General features: G+C 53.7%; 26 protein-coding genes. 5 read left to right on the top strand and 21 right to left on the bottom strand.

Features of this window, described 5'->3' with window-relative positions; all coding sequences use genetic code 11:
• Positions 1 to 18: 18 nt before the first annotated feature.
• From atpA to argC, 15 genes are all read right to left on the bottom strand, one after another.
• Positions 19 to 1,563: a F0F1 ATP synthase subunit alpha gene (gene atpA, locus IT895_RS19135; RefSeq protein WP_199284365.1), complete on the bottom strand. Its 1,545-nt coding sequence runs from the start codon at positions 1,561 to 1,563 to the stop codon at positions 19 to 21.
• 16 nt (positions 1,564 to 1,579) lie between these two features.
• Complete coding sequence (locus tag IT895_RS19140) at positions 1,580 to 2,116, bottom strand: F0F1 ATP synthase subunit delta (protein ID WP_066315678.1); 537 nt, start codon at positions 2,114 to 2,116, stop codon at positions 1,580 to 1,582.
• 11 nt (positions 2,117 to 2,127) lie between these two features.
• The gene (locus IT895_RS19145) at positions 2,128 to 2,598 is read right to left on the bottom strand and encodes a F0F1 ATP synthase subunit B (RefSeq protein WP_066315677.1); all 471 of its coding nucleotides are present in this window, start codon (positions 2,596 to 2,598) and stop codon (positions 2,128 to 2,130) included.
• A gap of 77 nt (positions 2,599 to 2,675) precedes the next feature.
• Positions 2,676 to 2,903 (bottom strand): F0F1 ATP synthase subunit C, encoded by a 228-nt coding sequence (atpE, locus tag IT895_RS19150; protein ID WP_027337319.1) that lies wholly within the window; start codon positions 2,901 to 2,903, stop codon positions 2,676 to 2,678.
• An 82-nt stretch (positions 2,904 to 2,985) separates the two neighbouring features.
• Entirely contained in the window at positions 2,986 to 3,813 is an 828-nt protein-coding gene (gene atpB / locus IT895_RS19155; protein ID WP_199284366.1) for a F0F1 ATP synthase subunit A, read from the bottom strand.
• Positions 3,814 to 3,829: 16 nt separating this feature from the next.
• Positions 3,830 to 4,225: an ATP synthase subunit I gene (locus IT895_RS19160; protein WP_199284367.1), complete on the bottom strand. Its 396-nt coding sequence runs from the start codon at positions 4,223 to 4,225 to the stop codon at positions 3,830 to 3,832.
• A 203-nt stretch (positions 4,226 to 4,428) separates the two neighbouring features.
• The gene (locus IT895_RS19165) at positions 4,429 to 5,343 is read right to left on the bottom strand and encodes a ParB/RepB/Spo0J family partition protein (RefSeq protein WP_199284368.1); all 915 of its coding nucleotides are present in this window, start codon (positions 5,341 to 5,343) and stop codon (positions 4,429 to 4,431) included.
• Positions 5,344 to 5,380: 37 nt separating this feature from the next.
• On the bottom strand, positions 5,381 to 6,148 hold the full coding sequence (locus IT895_RS19170) for a ParA family protein (protein ID WP_199284369.1): 768 nt from the start codon (positions 6,146 to 6,148) through the stop codon (positions 5,381 to 5,383).
• Entirely contained in the window at positions 6,149 to 6,814 is a 666-nt protein-coding gene (gene rsmG, locus IT895_RS19175; RefSeq protein ID WP_199284370.1) for a 16S rRNA (guanine(527)-N(7))-methyltransferase RsmG, read from the bottom strand.
• Positions 6,811 to 8,715, bottom strand: coding sequence for a tRNA uridine-5-carboxymethylaminomethyl(34) synthesis enzyme MnmG (gene mnmG / locus IT895_RS19180; RefSeq protein WP_085919187.1), 1,905 nt, complete (start codon positions 8,713 to 8,715; stop codon positions 6,811 to 6,813). Before mnmG ends, rsmG begins: the two co-directional genes overlap by 4 nt.
• A 557-nt stretch (positions 8,716 to 9,272) precedes the next feature.
• The gene (locus IT895_RS19185) at positions 9,273 to 10,031 is read right to left on the bottom strand and encodes an amino acid ABC transporter ATP-binding protein (RefSeq protein WP_085919186.1); all 759 of its coding nucleotides are present in this window, start codon (positions 10,029 to 10,031) and stop codon (positions 9,273 to 9,275) included.
• A gap of 11 nt (positions 10,032 to 10,042) precedes the next feature.
• Positions 10,043 to 10,714, bottom strand: a complete 672-nt coding sequence (locus IT895_RS19190) for an amino acid ABC transporter permease (RefSeq protein WP_085919185.1) — start codon at positions 10,712 to 10,714, stop codon at positions 10,043 to 10,045.
• A 94-nt stretch (positions 10,715 to 10,808) separates the two neighbouring features.
• Complete coding sequence (locus tag IT895_RS19195; RefSeq protein WP_199284371.1) at positions 10,809 to 11,579, bottom strand: transporter substrate-binding domain-containing protein; 771 nt, start codon at positions 11,577 to 11,579, stop codon at positions 10,809 to 10,811.
• A gap of 180 nt (positions 11,580 to 11,759) precedes the next feature.
• Positions 11,760 to 12,113 (bottom strand): iron-sulfur cluster insertion protein ErpA, encoded by a 354-nt coding sequence (gene erpA / locus IT895_RS19200; RefSeq protein ID WP_066315652.1) that lies wholly within the window; start codon positions 12,111 to 12,113, stop codon positions 11,760 to 11,762.
• Positions 12,114 to 12,247: 134 nt separating this feature from the next.
• Positions 12,248 to 13,282, bottom strand: coding sequence for an N-acetyl-gamma-glutamyl-phosphate reductase (gene argC, locus IT895_RS19205; protein WP_085919183.1), 1,035 nt, complete (start codon positions 13,280 to 13,282; stop codon positions 12,248 to 12,250).
• A gap of 129 nt (positions 13,283 to 13,411) precedes the next feature.
• On the opposite strand from argC, the gene IT895_RS19210 reads away from it, so the two are divergent.
• The 5 genes from IT895_RS19210 (at position 13,412) to IT895_RS19230 (ending at position 18,219) form a co-directional block, all read left to right on the top strand.
• A complete protein-coding gene (locus IT895_RS19210) occupies positions 13,412 to 15,220 on the top strand; it encodes a chloride channel protein (protein WP_199284372.1) in 1,809 nt (602 codons plus the stop codon).
• 2 nt (positions 15,221 to 15,222) lie between these two features.
• Positions 15,223 to 15,654, top strand: coding sequence for a protoporphyrinogen oxidase HemJ (hemJ, locus tag IT895_RS19215; RefSeq protein ID WP_085919181.1), 432 nt, complete (start codon positions 15,223 to 15,225; stop codon positions 15,652 to 15,654).
• On the top strand, positions 15,654 to 16,463 hold the full coding sequence (gene thiD, locus IT895_RS19220) for a bifunctional hydroxymethylpyrimidine kinase/phosphomethylpyrimidine kinase (protein ID WP_085919180.1): 810 nt from the start codon (positions 15,654 to 15,656) through the stop codon (positions 16,461 to 16,463). The genes hemJ and thiD overlap by 1 nt, the downstream gene beginning before the upstream one ends.
• A gap of 35 nt (positions 16,464 to 16,498) precedes the next feature.
• Complete coding sequence (gene hemL, locus IT895_RS19225; RefSeq protein ID WP_085919179.1) at positions 16,499 to 17,779, top strand: glutamate-1-semialdehyde 2,1-aminomutase; 1,281 nt, start codon at positions 16,499 to 16,501, stop codon at positions 17,777 to 17,779.
• Positions 17,780 to 17,853: 74 nt separating this feature from the next.
• Entirely contained in the window at positions 17,854 to 18,219 is a 366-nt protein-coding gene (locus IT895_RS19230; protein WP_233337315.1) for a hypothetical protein, read from the top strand.
• 54 nt (positions 18,220 to 18,273) lie between these two features.
• Here IT895_RS19230 and IT895_RS19235 read toward each other — a convergent pair whose 3' ends face one another.
• The 6 genes from IT895_RS19235 to IT895_RS19260 all read right to left on the bottom strand — a co-directional run bounded on the left by IT895_RS19235 (position 18,274) and on the right by IT895_RS19260 (position 22,489).
• Positions 18,274 to 19,074, bottom strand: coding sequence for a hypothetical protein (locus tag IT895_RS19235; protein ID WP_199284373.1), 801 nt, complete (start codon positions 19,072 to 19,074; stop codon positions 18,274 to 18,276).
• Between the two features lie 57 nt (positions 19,075 to 19,131).
• Positions 19,132 to 19,662 carry a hypothetical protein gene (locus tag IT895_RS19240; RefSeq protein WP_199284374.1) on the bottom strand — a complete coding sequence of 177 codons (531 nt, stop codon included), beginning with the start codon at positions 19,660 to 19,662 and terminating at the stop codon, positions 19,132 to 19,134.
• A gap of 240 nt (positions 19,663 to 19,902) precedes the next feature.
• The gene (locus tag IT895_RS19245) at positions 19,903 to 20,733 is read right to left on the bottom strand and encodes a CsgG/HfaB family protein (RefSeq protein WP_199284375.1); all 831 of its coding nucleotides are present in this window, start codon (positions 20,731 to 20,733) and stop codon (positions 19,903 to 19,905) included.
• Between the two features lie 79 nt (positions 20,734 to 20,812).
• A complete protein-coding gene (locus tag IT895_RS19250; protein WP_199284376.1) occupies positions 20,813 to 21,241 on the bottom strand; it encodes a curli assembly protein CsgF in 429 nt (142 codons plus the stop codon).
• A complete protein-coding gene (locus IT895_RS19255) occupies positions 21,241 to 21,774 on the bottom strand; it encodes a CsgE family curli-type amyloid fiber assembly protein (protein WP_199284377.1) in 534 nt (177 codons plus the stop codon). Before IT895_RS19255 ends, IT895_RS19250 begins: the two co-directional genes overlap by 1 nt.
• A gap of 22 nt (positions 21,775 to 21,796) precedes the next feature.
• Positions 21,797 to 22,489 carry a LuxR C-terminal-related transcriptional regulator gene (locus IT895_RS19260; RefSeq protein WP_085919174.1) on the bottom strand — a complete coding sequence of 231 codons (693 nt, stop codon included), beginning with the start codon at positions 22,487 to 22,489 and terminating at the stop codon, positions 21,797 to 21,799.
• Positions 22,490 to 22,710: the final 221 nt, after the last annotated feature.

The following is a 22,710-nucleotide window of genomic DNA, read 5'->3' on the forward strand; positions in this document are numbered from 1 at the left end:
ATTCAGACGGGCCAGACATTACCAGCTCTGAGTCGCCTTGAACTTCTCGAGACCCGACTTCAAGCCGCCTTGGATCTCTTCGTTGTAGTCGCCGGTCTGGTTGATCTTGTCGAGCAAGTCGCTGTGCTCAGCCTTCATGTAGTCGTGCAGGGCACGCTCGAAGTCCAGCACTTTATTGACTTCGACATCATCCAGGTGACCTTCGTTGGCGGCGTAAAGCGTAAGCGCCATCTCGGCTACCGACATCGGCGAGTATTGGTGTTGCTTCATCAGCTCGGTGACGCGCTGACCATGTTCAAGTTGCTTGCGGGTGGCTTCGTCCAGGTCAGACGCAAACTGCGAGAATGCCGCCAGTTCGCGATACTGAGCCAGCGCAAGGCGCACGCTACCGCCGAGCTTCTTGATAATCTTGGTCTGCGCCGAACCACCAACACGCGATACCGAAAGACCCGCGTTGATTGCCGGCCGGATACCCGAGTTGAACAGGTTGGTCTCAAGGAAGATCTGACCGTCAGTGATCGAGATCACGTTGGTCGGAACGAACGCAGACACGTCGCCACCCTGGGTTTCGATGATCGGCAGCGCGGTCAAGGAACCGGTCTTGCCTTTCACTTCGCCGCCCGTAAACTTCTCAACGTAGTCAACGTTCACTCGAGCAGCCCGCTCAAGCAGACGCGAGTGGAGATAGAAAACGTCACCTGGGTAGGCTTCACGACCCGGCGGACGACGCAGCAACAGCGATACCTGACGATAAGCCACGGCCTGCTTGGAAAGATCGTCATAGACAATCATTGCGTCTTCGCCGCGGTCACGGAAATATTCGCCCATGGTACAGCCGGAATAGGCCGCCAGGAACTGCATGGGTGCCGGGTCGGCAGCGCCAGCAGCGACGATGATGGTGTGTTCCATCGCGCCGTGCTCTTCGAGCTTGCGTACCACGTTGGCAATGGTCGACTGCTTCTGACCAATGGCGACGTAAACACAGGTCACGCCCTTGCCTTTCTGGTTGATGATGGCATCAATGGCAATGGCGGATTTACCAATCTGACGGTCACCGATGATCAGCTCACGCTGACCACGGCCGATCGGCACCATGGAGTCAATCGACTTCAGGCCGGTTTGAATCGGCTCATCGACTGACTGGCGGGTGATAACACCCGGGGCGACCTTTTCTACTGCATCGGTCAGCTTGGCATTGATATCGCCTTTGCCGTCGATGGGATTACCCAACGCATCGACAACACGACCAATCAGCTCGGGGCCTACCGGTACTTCGAGAATACGACCAGTACACTTCGCGGTCATGCCCTCTTCAAGCAACAGGTAGTCACCCAGCACCACGGCACCCACGGAGTCACGCTCCAGGTTGAGTACCATGCCAAAAACGCTGTTGGGGAATTCGATCATTTCACCGAACATCGCGTCTTCGAGGCCGTGAACTTTCACGATACCGTCGGAAACACTGACGATGGTGCCCTCATTACGGGCTTCAGATGCGACGTCAAGCTTCTCGATTCGCTGCTTGATGATGTCGCTGATCTCGGAAGGATTCAATTGCTGCATGCCATGTCCCTCAGACTCAAGCGGTTAACGCGTCGGAAAGGCGGTTCAATCGTCCACGTACCGAACCGTCAATGACGGTATCGCCGGCACGCAGGATGACGCCACCAATCAGCGTTTTATCCACTTGAGTGGTAATGGAGATTTCGCGATTCAGACGTTTCTTGAGCGCGTTCTTTAGCTTGGTTTTCTGCTTGCTATCGAGCTTGTAGGCCGATAACACCACGACATCAACCCGCTGTTCATGATCGGCGCGCAGGCGCTCGAACTGATCAGCCATTGATGGCAAGGCGTTAAGCCGACCTTCATCTGCCAGCGTGTCCAGAAACCGCCGTTGAGCATCATCGCCTTGATCGGGCAAGACGCCCGCCAGCAACTCAGCTTTCTGTTCGGCCAGTAGTTTCGGATTACCCAGCAAACGATGCACATCACTGTCTGTGACGGCTTGACTCAAAGATGCAAGCGCTTTTGACCAGCTATCCAGCGCCTCATGATCACGCGCGTATTCAAACGCCGCCTTAGCGTAAGGACGAGCGACGGTCAGTAATTCCGCCATGATTCACCTCCTTACAGTTCAGCAGCCAGCTCATCGAGTAACTTGCGATGGGCTTGTTCGTCGACCGACGCTTCCAAGACGCGCTCAGCACCGATGATGGCAAGGTGAGAGACTTGGGCACGAAGATCCTCTTTAGCACGGTTCACTTCTTGCTCAATCTCGGAACGTGCGCTTGCCACCAGACGTTCGCCTTCGGCGCGGGCCTGATCGCGAGCTTCTTCAACGATCTGAGCAGAACGCTTGTTGGCCTGCTCGAGAATTTGAGAAGCCTGTTCCTTGCTCTCACGCAGGGTCTGCTCGGCTTTCTCCTGGGCGACTTCGAGATCGCGAGAAGCACGGCTGGCTGCGTCCAGGCCATCAGCAATTTTCTTCTGACGCTCATGGAGCGCGTTGCTGATCGGTGGCCACACATACTTTATGCAAAACCAGACAAAGATCGCGAATGCGATCGTCTGCCCAATTAGCGTCATGTTGATATTCACAGGGATGTACCTCTGACAGGTTCGTGGCGACCGGAGTGAAACAGAACCGAGCGGAATGCCGCTCGGCTAAGCTGTCATTAACCGGCAACAACGAAGATCAGGTACATCGCGATACCAACACCAATCATCGGTACCGCGTCCAGCAGACCCGCCATCAGGAAGGTTTTGGTTTGCAGCTGATCGCTCATTTCCGGCTGACGTGCAGTGGACTCGATCAGTTTGCCACCCAGGATGGCAAAGCCGATGCCAGTACCCAGGGCGCCCAGGCCAATCATAATCGAAGCGGCAACGTAGATAAGTTCCATGGTATTGCTCCTAGTTTCTCAAGGTTAAGGTCAAGGTTGAGGGTTGATGTTAAAGGTTAACGTATTGCAAGCATTGCTCCGTTCAGTGATGTTCGTGGGCCGAGCTCAGATATACCACGGACAGCACAGTAAAGATGAAGGCCTGCAGGGTAACGATCAGGATATGGAAGATGGCCCACGGTACATCCAGCAGCCAGATGGCCCAGAAGGGCAGCATGGCGATCAGGATGAAGATCACTTCCCCGGCAAACATGTTACCGAATAGACGCATGGCCAGGCTGAACGGCTTGACCAGCAACGCGATGATTTCCAGCAGCAGGTTGAAAGGAATCAGCGCCCAGTGATTGAACGGTGTCAGTGATAGTTCCTTGGCAAAACCACCGACACCTTTCATCTTGAAGCTGTAATAGAGAATCAGGCAGAACACGCCTAACGCCATGCCGAGGGTGGCATTGGGGTCGGTGGTCGGCACGATTTTCATGTAATCAACGCCCAGACGGGCAAACAGCTCCGGGAAGTAATCCACCGGAATGATCTTGAGCGTGTTCATCAGCAGAATCCACACGAACAGCGTCAATGCAAGCGGTGCGATAATCGGGTTACGCCCGTGGAAAGCGCCCTGGACCATGTTTTCGACGAACTCGAACACCATTTCGACGGCGTTTTGCAGTTTCCCAGGAACCCCGGTCGTGGCGATTTTTCCGGCCTTGCGGAAAAGCCAGATAAATAACAGCCCCATGGCAATCGACCAGCCCATGGTGTCCAGGTGAACCGCCCAGAAGCCCATTTCGCGTGCTTCTTCAGCAGAACTTGCCAGTGACCAGCCGTTCTCTGGATGGTTACCAAAGGTCAGATTCTGCAAGTGGTGCTGGATATAGTAAGTCGGCGAGACTTCGTTTCCTGCGGCCATAGACTTGTCACCTCGATCAGTTGCGCAATTCTCTAGGCATCAGCCAGGGCGCTAGCCAATGCATTAGAACAACCGCGACATAAGCACAAAAAAAGAAAGCGGGGTTTGAGGGAGGTACTGTGCTCAGCACTATGGCAAACAATGCCACCGTCAAACCAAACTTGCCTGCTTCGGCGCGAAACAGCCTCAGTGCATTGCGTGATGCAGGCGCACGCTGCTGGAAGATCGCCATCCGATGAACAAAAAATGCCTGGGGCAGAAAAGCTACCAGTGCCCCCAGCGCTACCGATATGGAGCTGCCGCTATCGACGGCGACCAATGCTAGTAGCGACCCAACCAGTGCGACCAACAATTGGGCAATCGTTAACCGGATGACATAAGCCTGCCGTCGAAGCGTTTCCAGTCGCTGCATGCCATTCCAGCCCATCAAGCTATGTCAAAAGCCATGTTTACAGGCAATGAACAACCTTGCGCAGCCTGCACAAATCTTGCGCGATTATAGGGAAGGGCTATAAGACCTTCAACCGAAGTTGTGGGTATTTCACTCTCTCAAGCGCCGATATGCGACCAAAGAGTGAAAAAACAGCTTTTTTCCGCCGTTTTTTAATAAGCCTGCTATTTAATATGCTCAAGGATACCGTCCAACTCTTCCAGGCTGGTATAGCGAATCGTGACTTTTCCTTTGCCTCTCTGGCCATGGTCAATGGACACAGGGGCGCCGAGCAGTTCTCCCAGTTGAGTTTCCAGACGCGCTACGTCAGAGGTTTTTGCCTGACGCCTGGGTGTGGGTGCTACCGGTTGGCTTTGGACTTTCTTGACCAACGCTTCCGTGGCACGAACGGTGAGGTCATTATTGACCACTTCGTGGGCAACCTGGCGCTGCTGAGCACTATTGAGTGTCAAAAGCGCACGCGCATGCCCCATATCCAGATCTCCCCGTTCGAGCAGCGTCTGAACCTCATTATCCAGTGCCAGCAAGCGTAACAGATTGGCCACCTGGGTACGCGATTTGCCTACCGCATCGGCCATCTGTTGCTGGGTCATTTCAAACTCGTCGCCTAACCGTTTCAATGCCAGCGCCTCTTCGATGGCATTGAGGTTCTCGCGCTGAATGTTTTCGATCAATGCCAGCGCCAGGGCGACTTCGTCGCTGACGTCCCGGATAACCGCGGGAATAACGTCCAACTCAGCAAGCTGAGCCGCCCGCCAACGGCGTTCGCCGGCGACAATCTCGTAGCGGTCTTCGCCAATCGGGCGCACTACAATGGGCTGCATGACCCCCTGAGCACGGATCGAGTCGGCTAGCTCTTCCAGCGCTTCCGGCTGGATATCGCGGCGCGGCTGATACTTACCCCGTGATAGCTGGCCGAGCGGCAAACGTTCAAGGCGTTCCTGAGTCGGTGAGGTAGCCGTATCCGCAGCACCATCGCTATCTGCTGAAGCTGCTGTCAGTTCAAGGCTATCGCGGCGACGTGCACCAGCACCAATCAGAGCATCCAAGCCACGTCCTAGCGCGGGTTTACGCGTCATGGGCATTCCCTCGTGATAAATAGATCAGTCGTGGTGATTATAGCGCGAGTCGACGAATTAGCTCTTTCGCTAACACACGGTAAGCCTGGCTGCCGCGGGAGAAGCGCGCGTATTGGGTAACCGGCAGGCCATGGCTGGGCGCTTCAGCCACTTTAACATTACGCGGAATCGTGGTTTTCAGCAGTGCATCCCCGAAATAATCGCGCAGTTGCTTGTCGACTTCACGGGTCAGGCTGGTGCGTTTATCGTACATGGTACGCAAAATACCGGAGACAGCCAGATCAGGGTTGATGCTCTGTTTAATCTGCTCGACCGTGTCCAGCAGCGCCGAAAGGCCTTCCAGTGCATAGAATTCACACTGCAGTGGAATCAACACGCCGTGTGCCGCTGTAAGGGCATTCACTGTCAGCATATTAAGCGACGGCGGGCAGTCAATCAGTACGACGTCGTATTGTGACAATACGCCCGACAGCGCCGTCGTCAAGCCACTTTCGCGGTGGTCTGAATGCATGAGTTCGACCTCCGCGGCGGTCAAGTCGCCGTTGCTGGGCAGCACATCGTATTTCACGGGCGGCTGCCGGACAATCGTATCGGCAGCACTCGCCTCACCTAACAGGACGTCGAGAACGCTTTTTTCCAAGCTGTGCTTGTCGATACCACTGCCCATGCTGGCGTGCCCCTGTGGATCAAGATCCACCAGGAGTACACGGCGGTCGAGTCCGGCGAAGCTGGCCGCCAAGTTGACGGCTGAAGTGGACTTGCCCACGCCGCCTTTCTGGTTGGTCAGGGCAATGATCTGGCTCACTTACTCAACTCCTTGTGGGGTCAGAATCAACAGCTGTCGCTCGGCCGTCTCAAATGGGACATGTAACGCGTGTCTTGCATAAAGCTGAACATCACCCGGCAGATCACGCAATTCTTCATTGGCACCAGGGCCTTTCATCGCCAGCCACTGTCCTTCCGCCGTCGGAAGTTTTCGCGTCAGATTGACAAAATCCACCAAACTGGCAAATGCCCGCGAAATCACTTGATCAAAGACGCTGTCAGCAAACTGCTCTACCCGCGCTTGAACGGGGGTCACGTTCGACAATCCGAGCTCCATTACCGCCTGGCGCTGAAAGCGGACTTTCTTGCCGTTGCTGTCCAGAAGGGTCACGGATAGCTCGGGCTTGAGAATGGCCAGGACCAGCCCCGGCAACCCGGGACCTGCACCAACATCAAGAAGCTTGGGCCCTTCGACAAACGGCAGCACGGCTGCACTATCCAGCACGTGGCGCGATACCATGTCGTTAACATCGCGTACTGCGGTGAGATTATAAGCCCGGTTCCACTTGTGCAATAGCGCAAGCAGGCCCAGCAGTTGATCACGCTGCTGGGCTGTTATTGGGGTGCCTAATGCGCTGAGACCTTCATCCAGCCGCGTTTCGACCTGGCTGGGTAAATCGGAAAACAGCGTTGATACGCCGCTCATCCGTTGGCCACCTCGGGTGTCGATATCAGCCGACGTTTCTTGAGTTGAATCAGCAATATCGATACGGCCGCAGGCGTCACGCCCGAAATACGCGCCGCCTGGGCGAGAGTTTCAGGCCGTGCTTCGCTGAGTTTTTGGCGAATCTCATTGGACAGGCCTTCAACGCGGTGATAATCCAGATCAGCAGGTAGGGGCATCGCCTCATGGCGTTTGAGTTTATCAATCTCGTCCTGCTGACGATCGATATACCCCTGATATTTTGCCTGAATCTGCACTTGTTCAGCCACGGCCTCGTCGGTCACCGGAGAAGCTTCCAGACCGGGAAGATGGGTCAAGGTCGCATAGCTCAGTTCCGGGCGTTTCAGCAGATCGCTCAACCGGTACTCGCGGTTCAACGCCTGGCCGGTGTGCTCGGCGATAACAGCGGCGGCCGGGCTTTTCGGCTGAACCCAGGTACTGGCAAGCCGAGCCGACTCGTGCTCGATGGCATCGCGCTTTTTACTGAACGCTGCCCAGCGCATGTCATCCACCAGCCCCAATTCGCGACCTTTTTCAGTGAGCCGGAGATCGGCGTTGTCTTCACGCAGCAACAGACGGTATTCCGCGCGTGACGTGAACATGCGGTAGGGCTCCTTGGTACCCATGGTGATCAGATCATCGACCAGTACCCCAAGGTAAGCTTCGTCACGGCGTGGATACCACGCTTCCAACTGCCTGGCACGGCGTGCCGCGTTCAGTCCAGCGAGCAAGCCCTGAGCCCCGGCTTCTTCGTAACCGGTAGTGCCGTTGATTTGTCCGGCAAAAAACAGGTTGTGGATAAACTTGGTTTCCAGGGAGTGCTGCAAATCCCGTGGATCAAAGAAATCGTACTCGATTGCGTAGCCTGGCCGGGTGATATGCGCGTTTTCCATTCCCTTGATCGAGCGTACGACCTGAAGCTGTATATCGAACGGCAATGAAGTGGAAATGCCGTTGGGATACAGCTCATTGGTATCCAGGCCTTCGGGTTCGATAAATATCTGGTGGCTCGATTTATCGGCAAAGCGATGGACCTTGTCTTCAATCGAAGGGCAATAGCGTGGCCCGATGCCCTCGATCACGCCCGAATACATTGGTGAACGTTCGAGGTTCGCCATGATGATCTCATGGGTGCGCTCGTTGGTGTGCCCAATGTGACAGCTCATCTGTTCGGGGTGCATTTCCCTTGAACCCAGATAGGACATCACCGGCGTTGGCGTGTCACCAGGTTGTTCTTCAAGTTGAGAGAAATCAACGGTTTTAGCATCAATGCGTGGGGGTGTACCGGTTTTCAGACGATCAACCCGGAACGGCAGGGCACGCAGTCGCTCAGCCAATGCATTGGAGGGCGCATCGCCTGCTCGGCCACCGCGAGTTTGATCAAGTCCGATGTGGATCACACCGCCGAGAAAAGTACCGGTCGAGAGCACGACGGATTCACTGTGAAACCGGATACCGGTTTCCGTCACCACGCCCCGCACGGTGTCGTTATCCACAATCAGATCGCCCGCGGCCTGCTGGAAAATCGTCAGATTTGGTTGGTTTTCAAGCATGCCACGAATGGCTGCTTTGTAGCGTACGCGGTCAGCCTGGGCGCGGGTCGCTCGAACCGCTGGCCCCTTACGTGCGTTCAAGACACGAAACTGGATGCCACCTGCGTCTGTGGCAAGACCCATGGCGCCGCCTAACGCGTCAATTTCCTTGACGAGATGGCTCTTGCCGATCCCGCCAATTGCCGGATTACACGACATTTGGCCGAGCGTTTCGATGTTGTGCGTAAGCAACAGGGTTTGACAGCCCATGCGAGCAGAGGCCAATGCGGCTTCAGTTCCCGCATGGCCACCGCCGATGACAATGACATCAAAGCGGTCAGGGTAATTCAAGAGACACCTCGTCTTGTGCCATCAGGCACGGATGAGTTGAGTCGGTGCATGCGCACCTTAATTCAATAAGCCCGCCAGTATAAACCCCTTGTGGGTAACCGTCAGTTTTTTCCACACCCCGTTTGTTCAGCAGCGCTTACTAATAACAACATAAATATTATATAAGAGAAGTTCTATTGATGTTGTTACTACTAGTGTGGACAAAATCTGTTGATAAGCGATTTTATATCTTTTTTATCAATACGTTATATTGTTGACTTCTACATGATTAAACGGCGGATTAACTGAGTAGAAACCGTGTTGGGCCTGTGGATGAAAGCTTGTTTTATCCACCGCTGTGATGAGACACGGTTTTTCCACTCGTGTATACCAGGGTTGTTACCGTGACTGTGAACAAGGGAAGGAAATACGCTGCTATCGAGTTCGAAGGCGGCGTGATGCAGGTTAAAAGCAGGTTGTGACAACCTATAGAAATAAATTATCCACAGGCAAAAAAAATGGCCTGTGGTGATCACAGGCCATCAAATGTCGGTTACCAAGCGTATTTTTTGGCTAAATCAGTGCTTGAGTACCCGGGCTAAAAACGATTGCGTACGTTCGTGTCGAGGCGCATCGAATAGCTGTTCGGGAGGCCCCTCTTCGGTGATTTCCCCCTGGTGAATGAACACCACACGGTCGGCGACTTCACGCGCAAAGCCCATTTCATGGGTGACGATCACCATGGTCATGCCCTCTTTAGCGAGCTCTCGCATGGCATCCAGTACCTCGCCAATCATTTCGGGGTCCAGCGCCGACGTAGGCTCGTCAAACAGCATTAATCGCGGTTCCATGGCAAGTGCACGTGCGAGTGCCACACGCTGCTGCTGACCGCCAGACAGCTGGCTGGGATACTTATCCGCCTGGTCGGAGATCCCAACGCGGTCAAGCAGACGCTTGGCAGCTTCCAGGGCGTCTGAACGGTTCCAGCCACGTACTTTCATGGGAGCGAGGGTGATATTGTCGATAACGCTTAAATGAGGAAACAGGTTGAATTGCTGAAACACCATGCCGACTTCGGTACGGATGGTTTGCAGTGCCTGGCTACTCTTGCCGTTAGGTAGCAACTCGTTACCGTCAACTTCCAGTGAACCGGTCTGGAATTCTTCCAGTCCGTTGATGCAGCGGATCAGGGTGGATTTACCCGACCCACTTGCACCGATCACCACGACCACTTCGCCAGGTGTGATGTGCATATCTATGTCTTTGAGTACGTGCAGGCTACCAAAGTGTTTATTGAGCTGCTGCATACGCACAATCTGCTGAGCTTTGTCGTTCATTGTGCGTCTCCTTATTGGCCTACCAAGCCTTTGTTTTCAAGCTGTCGCAAGATGATTGAAAGGGTCCAGGTGATAGCCAGGTACATGATGGCCACCATCAGATAGACTTCCATCGCGGTAAAGGTGCTGGCGATATAAACCTGGCCTTGACGAACCAGCTCACCCACCCCGATTACCGAAAATAAAGAGGTATCCTTGATGCTGATGATACTTTGATTACCCAGGGGCGGGATCATCCGGCGAAATGCCTGAGGCCAGATAACGTAACGAAACGACTGGGTACGTGAAAGACCCAGCGACAGGGAGGCTTCCCGCTGGCCACGTTCAATGGATTGAACACCGCCCCGCACGATTTCGGAAATATAAGCCCCCGAGTTCACCGCTATGGCCGCAATACCTGCAACGAGCGCATTGATAGGGCTTCCCAACAACTGAGGCAGGCCGTAGAAGATAAACAGCACCTGAACCAGAATCGGCGTGCCGCGAAAGACCTCGACGTAGACGATGGCGGGCCAGCGCAGCCAGCGGAGGGGACTTATGCGCAGGAGGCCAAAAAAGATGCCGATAAAAAAACCGATGGCGAGTCCGCCAAAGGAAATCAGCAGGGTGTAGGGGATCCCCGGTAGCAAATGGGGAATCGAGTTAATGGTCGCTTCCCAATTAAACTCAAAGCTCGGTTCCACGCGCGTTCTCCTGAGAGATGAGAAGACAAACGAACAGGGCCGGGGGCGATGCCGCCCGGCCCTGATGAAATGGTCAAATAACGTTCAGCGATAATTATTCGTCGCTGGGCGCTTCACCAAACCATTTTTCATAGATTTCATCGTAGGTGCCGTCTTCGCGCATTTCAGCCAAGGCTTCGTTGGTAGGTTCTACCCACTCGCTGCCTTTGTTGAAGACGATGCCATATTGCTGGCCTTCGTAGAGGGGACCCACCACTTTAGTACGGCCTTCACCGCGGGTTTGCGAGAAATAAGCCACGTTGGGTGCGTCGTAGAAGACAGCATCGACGTTGCGGCCCAGCAGGGCCATGTACATGTCGGAAGTGCCGGGGTAGGGCGTATAGTCGGCGTCGTCACCAAACTTTTCTTCCAGAAAATCGTAGCTGGTGGAGCCTGTTTTGGTGGCGATGGACATGCCTTCCAGGTCATCAATGTCTTCAACGTCGCTATCGGCGCGAACGATGATTCTCAGGCCTGAATCGTAGTAGGGGTCAGAGAAGTCAACGATCTCCGCCCGTTCTTCGGTAATGGTGATCCCGGCAATGGCGATCTCCTGATTGCCGGTTTGCACCGCAGGAATAATGCCTGAAAAGTCCATGGTGGTGAGATTGACGTCAAAGCCTGCCCGGTCGGCCACTTCGTTGATGATATCGATGTCGAAGCCAACCATCTCGCCGGTGTCTTCATCCATCATCTCAAACGGTACGAAACTTGGGTCGGTAGCGACATTGATGCTAGGCGTCTCTTGCGCCTGAGCAGAAGCGCCGCCCAACGCAAGCGTCAGGGCGGATAAAGAAAGTACGGTGCTTGATAGCAGCGATTTCATAGGTTTTCCCCGTGGTTTGTATGGCAAAGTGCCAGCAAAGCAGTGTGCACCGCTTTGCGACTGGTACTTAAGCCTGTTATTGACCTAATAACCTTGGCGAGAAACCATCAGGGCGTCAAGTCACGGGTGGGAATTGCGATAAACGCTGGGTCGACGCAGTTCGATATTCAAGGGAAACCGCTACACCATAAATGAAGCCCCGCAACCACATGTAGTGGTGGCATTGGGGTTTTGAACTCGAAAACGCGCCCCTGCAAGGCCTTCTTCGTAGTCAACGGTTGAGCCCACCAGGTATTGGTAGGAGAGGGGATCAACCACCAGAGCGGCGTCACCAAATTCGATAACCGTGTCGTCATCGGCAACGTTATCGGCAAAATCGAATCCGTATTGAAAGCCTGAACAGCCACCGCCGGTGACATAAACGCGTAGTTTAAGCGTTGAGTTGTTTTCCTCTGCCATCAAGGCGTTGATGCGTTTTTGAGCACTATCGGACAACAACAGTGGCGTTGGAACAAAGGATTCTGCGCTGCTCATGGCTACCTCCCGTGAGCGAATGGGGCGAGTGTCGTTTTAGTGACAGACGCTCGCCCCGAAGCGAATAGACTGCATGGATACTAATTATGAGTAAAACCTAGCAAAAGGGTCAACTATTACCGACCCAATGGAGGCTAGGGCATAACCGCCGGGGCACTGAGGCCGGTGGCTTCGTCATAGCCAAACATCAGATTGAGATTTTGAACGGCTTGCCCCGAAGCCCCTTTCACCAGGTTATCGATCACCGATAGCACCACTACCGTGTCGCTATTCTCCGGGCGGTGAACTGCAATACGGCACGTATTGGTGCCTTTCACACTGCGTGTTTCCGGGTGACTGCCAGGGGGCATGACGTCAACGCAGGGTTCGCCTGCGTAGCGACGTTCAAACAGTGTCTGAAGGTCACCGGGTGCTTCAATGAGCGTCGAATACAGGGTGGCGTGAATACCGCGAATCATGGGCGTCAGGTGCGGTACGAAAGTCAGGCTCACTGCACCGGCTTGAATGTCTGTCAGCCCTTGGCGGATTTCGGGCAAGTGGCGATGCCCGGAAGCACCGTACGCTTTCATGGATTCGCTGGCTTCGGCCAATAGCGAACCGACTTTAGCCCCGCGACCGGCACCCGTGACGCCTGATTTGCAGTCGGCGATCAGCCGGCCGGCATCGACCAAACCGGCCTCCAGCAATGGCAGATAACCCAACTGAACGGCAGTGGGGTAGCACCCTGGCACAGCGACAAGGCGCGCCGTTTTAATCTGTTCACGGTGCATTTCCGGCAGGCCATAAACCGCTTCGCCAAGCAAGGCAGGTGCTCCGTGGGGCTGACCATACCATTGCGCCCATTCGTCGGCGTCACGTAGGCGAAAATCCGCGGAGAGGTCAATCACGCGGGTACCTTGATCCAGCAGTTCACTGGCCAGTGCGTGAGCAACCCCGTGGGGCGTGGCAAAAAACACCGCATCCAGACGACCAAGCTGTTTGGCGTCGGGCTCGCTAAACGCCAGCGTGTCGTAGTGCCCGCGCAGATTTGGGTACATGTCGCTGACTCTCACGCCCGCTTCTGAACGTGACGTGATGGCTGTTACTTCGACGTGAGGGTGCATGGCAAGAAGCCGAAGCAGTTCAACGCCTGTGTAGCCTGTGCCGCCAACAATGCCTACCTTAATCACAATGACTCCTTGCAGTTTTTGAGCGTAAAACGAATCGCCAACGGCTTAAGCATAGGATACCAAGCTGTTTATGCGTATCCAGCTATGATACACAAGAGTGTATAGACACAAGAGCAAGGAAGGTTGCCTGTGGCGCTTTTTTCTCGATCTGATTTCACCCTGGACAGTTTTCGGCGCCAGTTGGCCAATGTCGATGCGCTGCCGCAGCTATGCGTATTGGGCTTGGTGTCGGGGCTGATTACCGGTGCCTTGATGGTCGTGTTTCGCTTGCTACTCTCTGCGGGGGCGTTGCTTTATATGCCCGAGGGCAATCCTGAAGCGTTTGAGTCACTGGCACCCTGGGGGCGGGTGGCGCTTCCGTTTATCGCTGTTGGCCTGATCGGCGCCTTGCTTTACCGCCAGAAAGCCACGGCCCGCAAGCTTGGCGTGGCCCATGTCATCGAACGCTTGACCTACCACCAAGGCCGTTTCCCGCTGCGTAACTGGCTCAACCAATGGTGGGTGGGTGTCGTGGCCGTACTGGGAGGCCTCTCGGCGGGTCGCGAAGGGCCTGCCATTCATCTTGGGGCGGCGGCATCGAGCGGCCTTGGTCAGCGGATGCGTCTACCCAACAACAGTTTACGGGTACTGGTTGCCTGCGGCACCGCCGCGGGAATTTCAGCCTCGTTTAACACCCCGATTGCCGGTGTCATCTTCGCCATGGAAGTGGTGATGATGGAGTACACGATGATGAGCTTTATGCCCGTTATATTGGCGTCCATGATGGGGGCGCTGGTGGCGCAAGTGGTTTACGGCAATCAACCGGCGTTCCATATCCCCGACGTTGCCCTTGGTTCATTAATGAACCTGCCCTGGGTGGTGATGACGGGCCTGGTGATTGGTTTGTTGGCGGGCGGGTTCATTCATTTATCGCGTTTGCAGCGTTTTCAGCAGTGGCCCTTGTGGGGCCGCCTGGGTGTTGTTGCGCTTATAACCGGTGTGGCCGCCTTCTGGTTTCCTGAGGTGCAAGGGATTGGCTACGACAGTGTGGCCGCCGCGCTCAATAACCAGTTGGCGGTTCAGGTGCTTCTGGCGTTGATTGCGGTAAAGCTTGCCGTGACGGCCCTGACGGTTGCCGGCGGGGTACCTATCGGGATCATCGGCCCGGTATTGGTGATAGGAGCCGCCACAGGCGCCCTGAGTGGCCACTTTGGGGGCTGGGTATGGGAAGCCAAAGCCGCTGACCCGGGCATTTATGCCATGTTGGGAATGGCCGCGATGATGGGAGCCGTCTTGCAAGCACCGCTGGCAGCGCTTATGGCTCTGCTGGAGTTAACCCATACGCCAGGTATCATGTTGCCGGGAATGTTGGCAGTGGTAGTTGCCTGCTTGACGTCGCGTCAATTAACCGGTTGCGAAGGGTTTTTTATCAGCAGCGTGCGCTATGGGCTGCACCCGCTACAGCAACCGCTGATGCAAGCGCTATCCAGGGTGTCTGTACCAGCGGTGATGGAGCGTCATCTGGTTCGCACATCGCGGATGATAACGCCCGATCAGGCGCGCCGCTTACTGGAAAATAACCCGATATGGCTGGTGATCGAACGATCCAGTTCTGATAAGCCGGTTCTTGGGCTAAAAGCCGCTGCCCTGGCGCGTTGGATGATTGAACACGATGAGTCGTCAAGCGATAACGCCTCAACTGAAGGATTGATCGATTTATTGGAAGTACCTGGGGAGCGGCTTGAAATGGCACCCATCGCGCTACAGGCGACCCTTTCCGAAGCCTTTTTGACGTTGCAGAATGACGCTCTGGACGCGCTTTATGTGGTTCACGGTAATCGGCCGAAACAACAGCGTATTTCAGGTATCATCACCCGGGGCGCTATCGAGCGTTATTACCATTACAGCGATCCTCGCGATAATGATTCATCTCACAAAGAGCCTTGGCCTAAGGAGTGACAATGTATTTATGGATCAAAGCGATTCATCTAATCGCGATGGTAACCTGGTTTGCGGCCATGTTTTATCTACCCAGGCTGTTTGTCTACCATGCCCAGGCACGCGATGCTGATGATCAGCAAGCGATGACGTATTTTACGACCATGGAACGTAAGCTTTATCGGGGCATCATGATGCCGTCGATGATTGCCGTGCTGATTTTCGGTGGCTGGCTTTTGTATCTGGCACCCGCCTGGCTCAGCCAGGGATGGATGCATGTAAAACTGCTGCTGATTGCGCTGTTAATTGCCTACCATCACGTCTGCCTGATTTACTTCAAGCAGTTCAGCCAGGCACGTTGCACGAAAAGTCATGTATTTTTCCGCTGGTTTAACGAGTTACCGGTGATTGGCCTGATCGGCATTATCTTGCTGGCGGTGGTGAAACCGTTCTGATGCGACAACCATTACCTCCTGTTGTATTAGTACTGGCCGGGCATGACCCGACCGGCGGAGCCGGGTTGATCGCCGACAGCGAATCCATTGCTGCCTGCGGCGGCTGGGCGGTGACCGTGCCCACCGCGCTGACCATTCAAAACTGCCATAACGTAGTGCGGGTGGTGCCCACGGATGCTTATCTCATCAACCAGATGGTCGATGAGATCGCGACTCTGCCGGTGGCGGCCATCAAGCTTGGCTTGATTAGCAGCGAGTCAACCCTTGAGGCGGCGATATCGATTATCCGGCGTTTCCCCGGTGTGCCGGTGGTGGCCGACCCGGTGCTCAAAGCCGGTGGCGGTGCTGAACTCTCGACCCCCGAATTGCGTCAACAGTATATCGAGCGGCTGCTTCCTCTGGTCGATATCCTGACGCCCAACCGGGCCGAGTTGGCAGCACTCACGCCTGAGTGTCAGTCAACGGATGACGATACGGCCAGGGCGGTAGCCTTGCTTTCGCTGGGTTGTCAGGCGGTGCTGGTGTCAGCAACCGATGATCCGCTACCCGGCAATGACGATCAGGTGCTACTGACGCTTCATTCACCGGATAATACCCGGCAGTGGCCATGGCCGCGTCTACCTGAACAATTTCATGGTTCAGGGTGCACGCTGGCATCGGCGATTGCTGCGCGCCTGGCTGTAGGTGAGCGCTTACTTACTGCGTGTGAGCAAGCTCAGCACTATACCTGGCAAAGCTTGTCACATGGCTATGAGACGCCAAGCGGACAGTTTTTACCCAATCGTACCCCGCGCGCTTCACGTTTTTAATTTGATGACGCCACGCAATTAATGAAGAGGACGCCATGACGACTTCCGCTGAATTGTTTGAACTTGCCAGCCGCCATATTCCTGGTGGCGTTAACTCCCCGGTGCGGGCCTTCAAGGGGCTGCATCGCCCGCCGGTATTCATGGAGCGCGCGCAAGGCGCTTATCTGTTCGATGTTGAAGGCAATCGCTACGTCGACTACGTGGGTTCATGGGGGCCGATGATTACCGGGCATGCAGACCAGGATGTGCTTGCGGCGGTCCGTGCCAGGTTGGATAACGGGTTATCGTTTGGTACCCCCACGGCGGTTGAAACCACCATGGCGGATCTGATCTGCGAAATGATTCCGTCGATGGAAATGGTGCGTATGACCAGCTCTGGCACCGAAGCCACAATGTCGGCCATCCGTCTGGCACGCGGCGCCACCGGGCGAGACAAGATCGTCAAATTTGAAGGCAACTACCATGGGCATTCCGATTCGCTGCTGGTTAAAGCCGGGTCCGGGGCATTGACGCATGGCGAGCCGAGCTCACCCGGCGTACCGGCGTCGCTTGCCGAACATACCATTACCTTGTCGTATAACGACCCCGAAGGTGTTGAGGCATGCTTTGAAGAAATGGGCGATCAGATTGCCTGTATCATCGTCGAGCCGGTCTCCGGCAACATGAACTGCATTCCGCCGCAGCCAGGCTTTCTCGAGACGCTGCGCCGCGTGTGTAACGAGCACGACAGTATCCTGATTTTTGATGAAGTGATGACCGGCTTTCGGGTTGCCCTTGGCGGTGCTCAGGCTCATTACGGTGTGACCCCCGACCTCACCTGCCTTGGCAAGATCGTGGGTGGCGGTATGCCGGTCGGCGCCTTCGGCGGCAAACGCGAGATCATGCAGAACATTTCGCCGATGGGGCCGATTTACCAGGCGGGTACGCTCTCCGGCAATCCGCTGGCCATGGCGGCTGGTATCGCGCTTTTGACCAAGCTTCAGGTACCCGGCTTCCATGATGCCCTGACTCAACGTGTTGAAACCTTGTGCACCGGTCTGCAGGAACGCGCCAACGCCGCCAATGTGCCAATGATGACCCAATCGGCAGGCGGCATGTTCGGGATCTTTTTTACCGGCCAACGCCGTGTGGATAACTTTGCCCAGGCGACCGCCTGTGACCCCGAAGCGTTTCGCCGCTTCTTCGGCGCGATGATCGACCAAGGCGTGTATCTGGCGCCCTCGGCGTTCGAAGCGGGCTTCATGTCCAGCGCCCATACGCCAGAAGATATTCAAAAAACCCTGGATGCTGCCGAGAAAGCCTTTGCCTTAATGTAACAGCAAGTAACGAAAACTCCGCTATACTCAAAGAGCCGCTGATAAAAGCGGCTCTTTGCGTTGTAGAGGCCATTATGAAACGACTCTGGACGTGGCCAGGCGCCACGCTATTGGCAATGGGGTTAACCCTTCACCTACCGCTAAGCGCTCAATCGCTTGAGGAACCATCGATGAATCCGATTCGTATTACCATGGAAGGGTCGGAAGGCGCGGCGTTCTCCGCCCATTGGCGCATTACCCACGAGGGTGAAACTACCGAACATATCGAGGAAAACGGCACGGTACCGGCGGAATTCAACTTTGAGGGCACCGCACTGGAAGGCACGGTCAAGTTGTTAAGCGATGGTGATCGCCTGGAAGTGGATATTCAGAAAGGTAGCAACCGCTCGCGTTCGTCTACTCAGGGCAAGGGCGGTACGCTAACGGTGTCGATCAGATAATAAAAAACCGCCTCTGATAAGAGGCGGTTTTGATCAAGGCAGCGTTATGAACGCTTAGTTGCCTTGTTGAACATAGTTATAGTTGAAAGAGCCAGTAGTGCGGATTTGAGAGAAGTTTTGCTGAGAAGGATCTCCCATTGCACCGCTCTGATTGACGCTATTGTAATTGTAGTTACCGACGGAGCGAACGAACGAATCGTGGCCATAGCCGGTTTGCTCAACAGCAGTGTAGTTACCGTTGCCTGACAGGATAATATCGCTATCCAGTTCGTCACCAGTCTGTGTGGTGTAGGTCTTGTTGAAATCACCTACAGCCTTAACGTAGCTGTCGTTTAGCTCGCCGTCCTGTACCACACTAGAGCTGTTGCGGTAGCCATCCTGCTCAACCCATGAATCATTCAGCTCGCCATCTTGGACGACATTAGCGTAGTTATAGGCCGCGCTCCAACCAAAAAATCCACCACGTTGGTCAATAATGGAGTCGTTTTTGTCACCAACTTGTGAGACGTCTGCGCGGTTTCCTTTATCGCGTTGCTCGATTAATGAATAGTTTTCACCCACTCCTGAACCACCCACCACATCGTCCTGCTCTACGTTGGCGGTATTAAAATCACCGATTTGCTTGATGCGGGAATCTTGCGTGCCCCACTGAACAACGTTGGTTGAGTTGAAATCGCCGGTCTGGTCGATTAATGAGTCATTGCCCAGGCCGCTGCCGTCATAGGAAGGACCTGCCATATCATCAATGGTATTGCGTGAACCATTGAATTCAGATCCTGGTGATGTTTGCGCCAGGGCAGATGCACTCATGGCAAGCGCGATAGCGGCGGCGATAGCAGTCATTTGAGTTTTCATGGTGTTTCCCCTTTACGATTTACTTGCTTTAGTTATTACTGAGGCAACCAGTGTTGCTCAGTAGGTTTCGACGGTGACTGGACGTGCATTACCCGAGAAAGCTCTTTGCTCTACGTTAATGCTGCGGTAGCCACTCCCCGATTGTGAAATCTGTATATCACTCTTACTGCCGAGCTGGGATACATTTGCTTCAAGGATTTTCCTTGCATCACCAACTTGGTTAATACTGGCCTCATGGGCATTGCCATCTTGCGATATCACACCAAAATTGTTGCCACCCTTTTGGGTGATATTGGCGGTATTGAAGTTACCGGACTGAATTATCTTGGAAAAATTACCGCGCTGATAAATCGCTGAGTAAGATTGGTTTACATTGGCTTTGTTGTTATTGCCTACCTGATCAATAATGCTGTAGTTGCCCCGATAGTTATTGGTATCAACCTGGTTAAAGAACTGCTCGATGCGGCTGTCGTCAGCCTTAACTGGTGCGGCAGTAAATATGCTGGCGGCCAATAGTGTTGCCAACAACATTGAGTGTTTGGCTGGGGAAATCCCCATTGATGCTTTATTGACGCGCTGCCGTTTCATGATGAAGCCCTCTGAAACATTTTGTATCCAAATGTATTCTATGTGTTGAGTTTGGACTATTTGGCGGGCTTCGCTATCGTAAGTTTTAGGGTTTGTAAGACGATTTTTTTAATTATATTCGTATTGTTTGGTACTATATTTCTAATACTTTTTTTGGGCTCTAGTATTAAAATAAAAAAGCCATGCAGAATGCATGGCCTTAATAATTTGATAATCTATGTTTTCCCATTATTTGACCAATTACAACTGGGGTATGGGGGCATTCAAGTAATCAGCAAGAACCGTGTCTGCAAAGTTAACGTCGTTGCTGAGGTTCCAAAGGTTGTTTTCTACGCCCCGAGCAATTAAGTGGATAACCGCTGATTCGATAGAGGACATTACCGCCATCTGGACTGGCTCGTTGGTAGTGATGCCTGCTTCTGCTTCCAAGAGGCGTCTAAAATCAATAAAACGATAAACGCCAGCGCGCAGTTCTTTCGAGTAGATGGTCTTTGTTGTCGTTACGTTGGCAAGTACTTCACCCGTAGAAATTTCCACCGCTCGCAAGTTAACCGTTACTTGGTCAACCTGGTATTCCCCCGACGCCCCAATCCCAAAATATTCTGCCCCCGCACCGCCGGTTCGTATATTAGATTCGTAAGCAATAATACCACCTTCCAGCATGACCGAAGCAGCACGTAATGAAGGGAGAGTATCGGGTTGATTAAAGCGCTCGAACTCAGCACGAATAATACGTCGCTCTGTTAACAGATTTTGCAGGCCCACCCGCTCAAGTGGGATGAACCAGCCAGAATCTGCCAGGGCGCCGGTTAACATCGCAGCGGCACCTTGGGTCACTGCCGTGGAGAAGGTGCTGGCGGGCGCAGGTCGATACTGCCCGGTTTGATCGCGGAAATCATATACCGAGACAAAAATTTTGCCTGCTGGTGGCGGTAGTGAGACAAGATCCTGGTAGGTGGCTCCCCGCGGCGTTAATGTCGCCTCCGTTCCTTCCAGGTTTTCGGAATTGGCGACCATTCCCGCGCAGCCGCTAAGCAAACCCGCAATTAAGAATGTAGCTATAATCTTCATGATGATCCCCTGACTTATCCATCATTTATGATGTTTGGTTTTTTAGTTCGTAAAGTTTTGTTTCGATAGTTGGGCTATCTCATGGATTAAAAATGCCCCCGACGCTGATATTGGTTTCGTCCCCAGTGAGTTTATCGATAACGCGTATCACTAACTGACCTCCGTTATCTTCTACCACTACGCCGAACTCATCGCTGTCGAAGCTACCCTGGTTGATATCGTTGCTGGGATCACCTACATCCGATAACAGCTGCGAAATCAAACGACTTTCAAGGCTTTGAATCAGCCTTTCGGTAGAAGAAAGACGATCAATATCACGCGTGTTTGGGTCGGTGTTGGTATCCTGGGACTGGGCTTTGTTGAGCATATAGCTGCCCATAAAAGGATCCCCGCCAAAGGAAGGGTTCAGCGGCTCGTAAATCATTTCTCCAGCGTGGGCTTGAAGAGTGATTAGCCCGGTAAGCAGAGCTGAACCGAATAACGCGGTGTGTACTAGGTTAGTTTTCATTATCGTAACTCCTCACTTCCTAAGTCTTTATCGGAAGATAGCGCTGAACTCAGCTTTTGACGCAGTAGAGCTTCTTCCACGATTTGTACGGCTTCCCCCGCTGTGCGATCAGCCTCACTGATTCTGGGAGAGAGTTGGGTGCGGAAATGCATCTGATTGCCTTCCATGATCCACACCTGGCTTCCCCAACGGGCGTCAGGGCGTTCCTGGATGGTGATAGTGGCGTTGCCAATAATCGGGTTACCCATGGCGCGCTGGCTGAAGGCGCGGTAGAAGGTTTTACCCGCCATCGTGATGGTGCGGTCCACCATGATGCCGGTTAATTCGCTGCCGTTGCTGGGTTGTTCTGCTTTAGCGCCATCTGGGCCAGCAAGCTGGTTGATAGCGTCGACTGCGGCTTGTTCTTCGGCAAGTGCCGCTTGCCCATTGGCAGTGGGTGATACGGTCTCTGTCATTTCTTCGGCGTGAGTCGTCGCACTTGCCCATAGCAAGAAATAACAGATGATGGCGGTCTTATAGCGCACTGCTTTCATCGTCAATCCCCTTTGCCATGCACTAGTGGCGACGCTGCAAACTACGTGCGGTTTCAATGTTGGGCAGGATGGGGCCCAAATTCTGATGGATCCAATTCAGTGCCTGGATACGGTTGTGCACGTTGATTTTGCGAAAAATGTTGTAGAGATGAGACTTAACGGTGTGTTCGCTAAGAAACAGTTTTTCAGCAATCTGATGGTTGGAAGCCCCGGCACTCAACAGCGAGATAATTTCCATTTCACGGTTTGTGAGACCGCAGGCGGGCCTGAAAGCGTTGTTTTGATATTTGCGATAAAACAGGATCAACCGCGTCATGAGCTCCCGGGACATCCATAGCTCGCCCTCGAGCAGCGCATGAATGCCCTTGCAGATGACATCCAGGCTTTCATGGCGATAGAAAACCCCTTTCAACTGCGCGCAGGACAACGCTTCAAGTGCATGATCCATATCGCGGATGTTAAAGGCAGCTAATGGCGCGTTATTGAGCGTCTCAGGGAGCTGATGCTGCCAGTCTGGCAGGGTATCAACGCTTATGTGATCGCTATCGATCAACATCAGGGTGTTACCCGATGACGGGGCCGTGATCCGTTCATTAGGTGACTGGATATGCACTTGGCACTCGGTATGAGTCCCTAGATATTCAGCAAATAGTTGTGATTGTGGGCTTTTTTCGGTAACGACAAATACCGTATCTGTAGCCTTTTCCTGCGGCATTGGAGGACCCTCATAGAAATCACGCATTAGCAGGTAGCCATTTTATTGTTGTCTAATAGTTTTTAAATGTAAACGTATGTTACTAGAAAATCATCAAATAAGATGAAATTAATTGGTGATTTAAGAATAAGTATATGAATATATTGGTTTATTATTTTCATAATCTTTGAAAAATTTTTGATGGAAATACATCGCGTTACATTTGGATTGCTTTTTTCGAA

Origin of the sequence: Halomonas sp. A40-4 (genome assembly GCF_015767635.1) — a bacterium.
Lineage (GTDB): Bacteria > Pseudomonadota > Gammaproteobacteria > Pseudomonadales > Halomonadaceae > Vreelandella > Vreelandella janggokensis.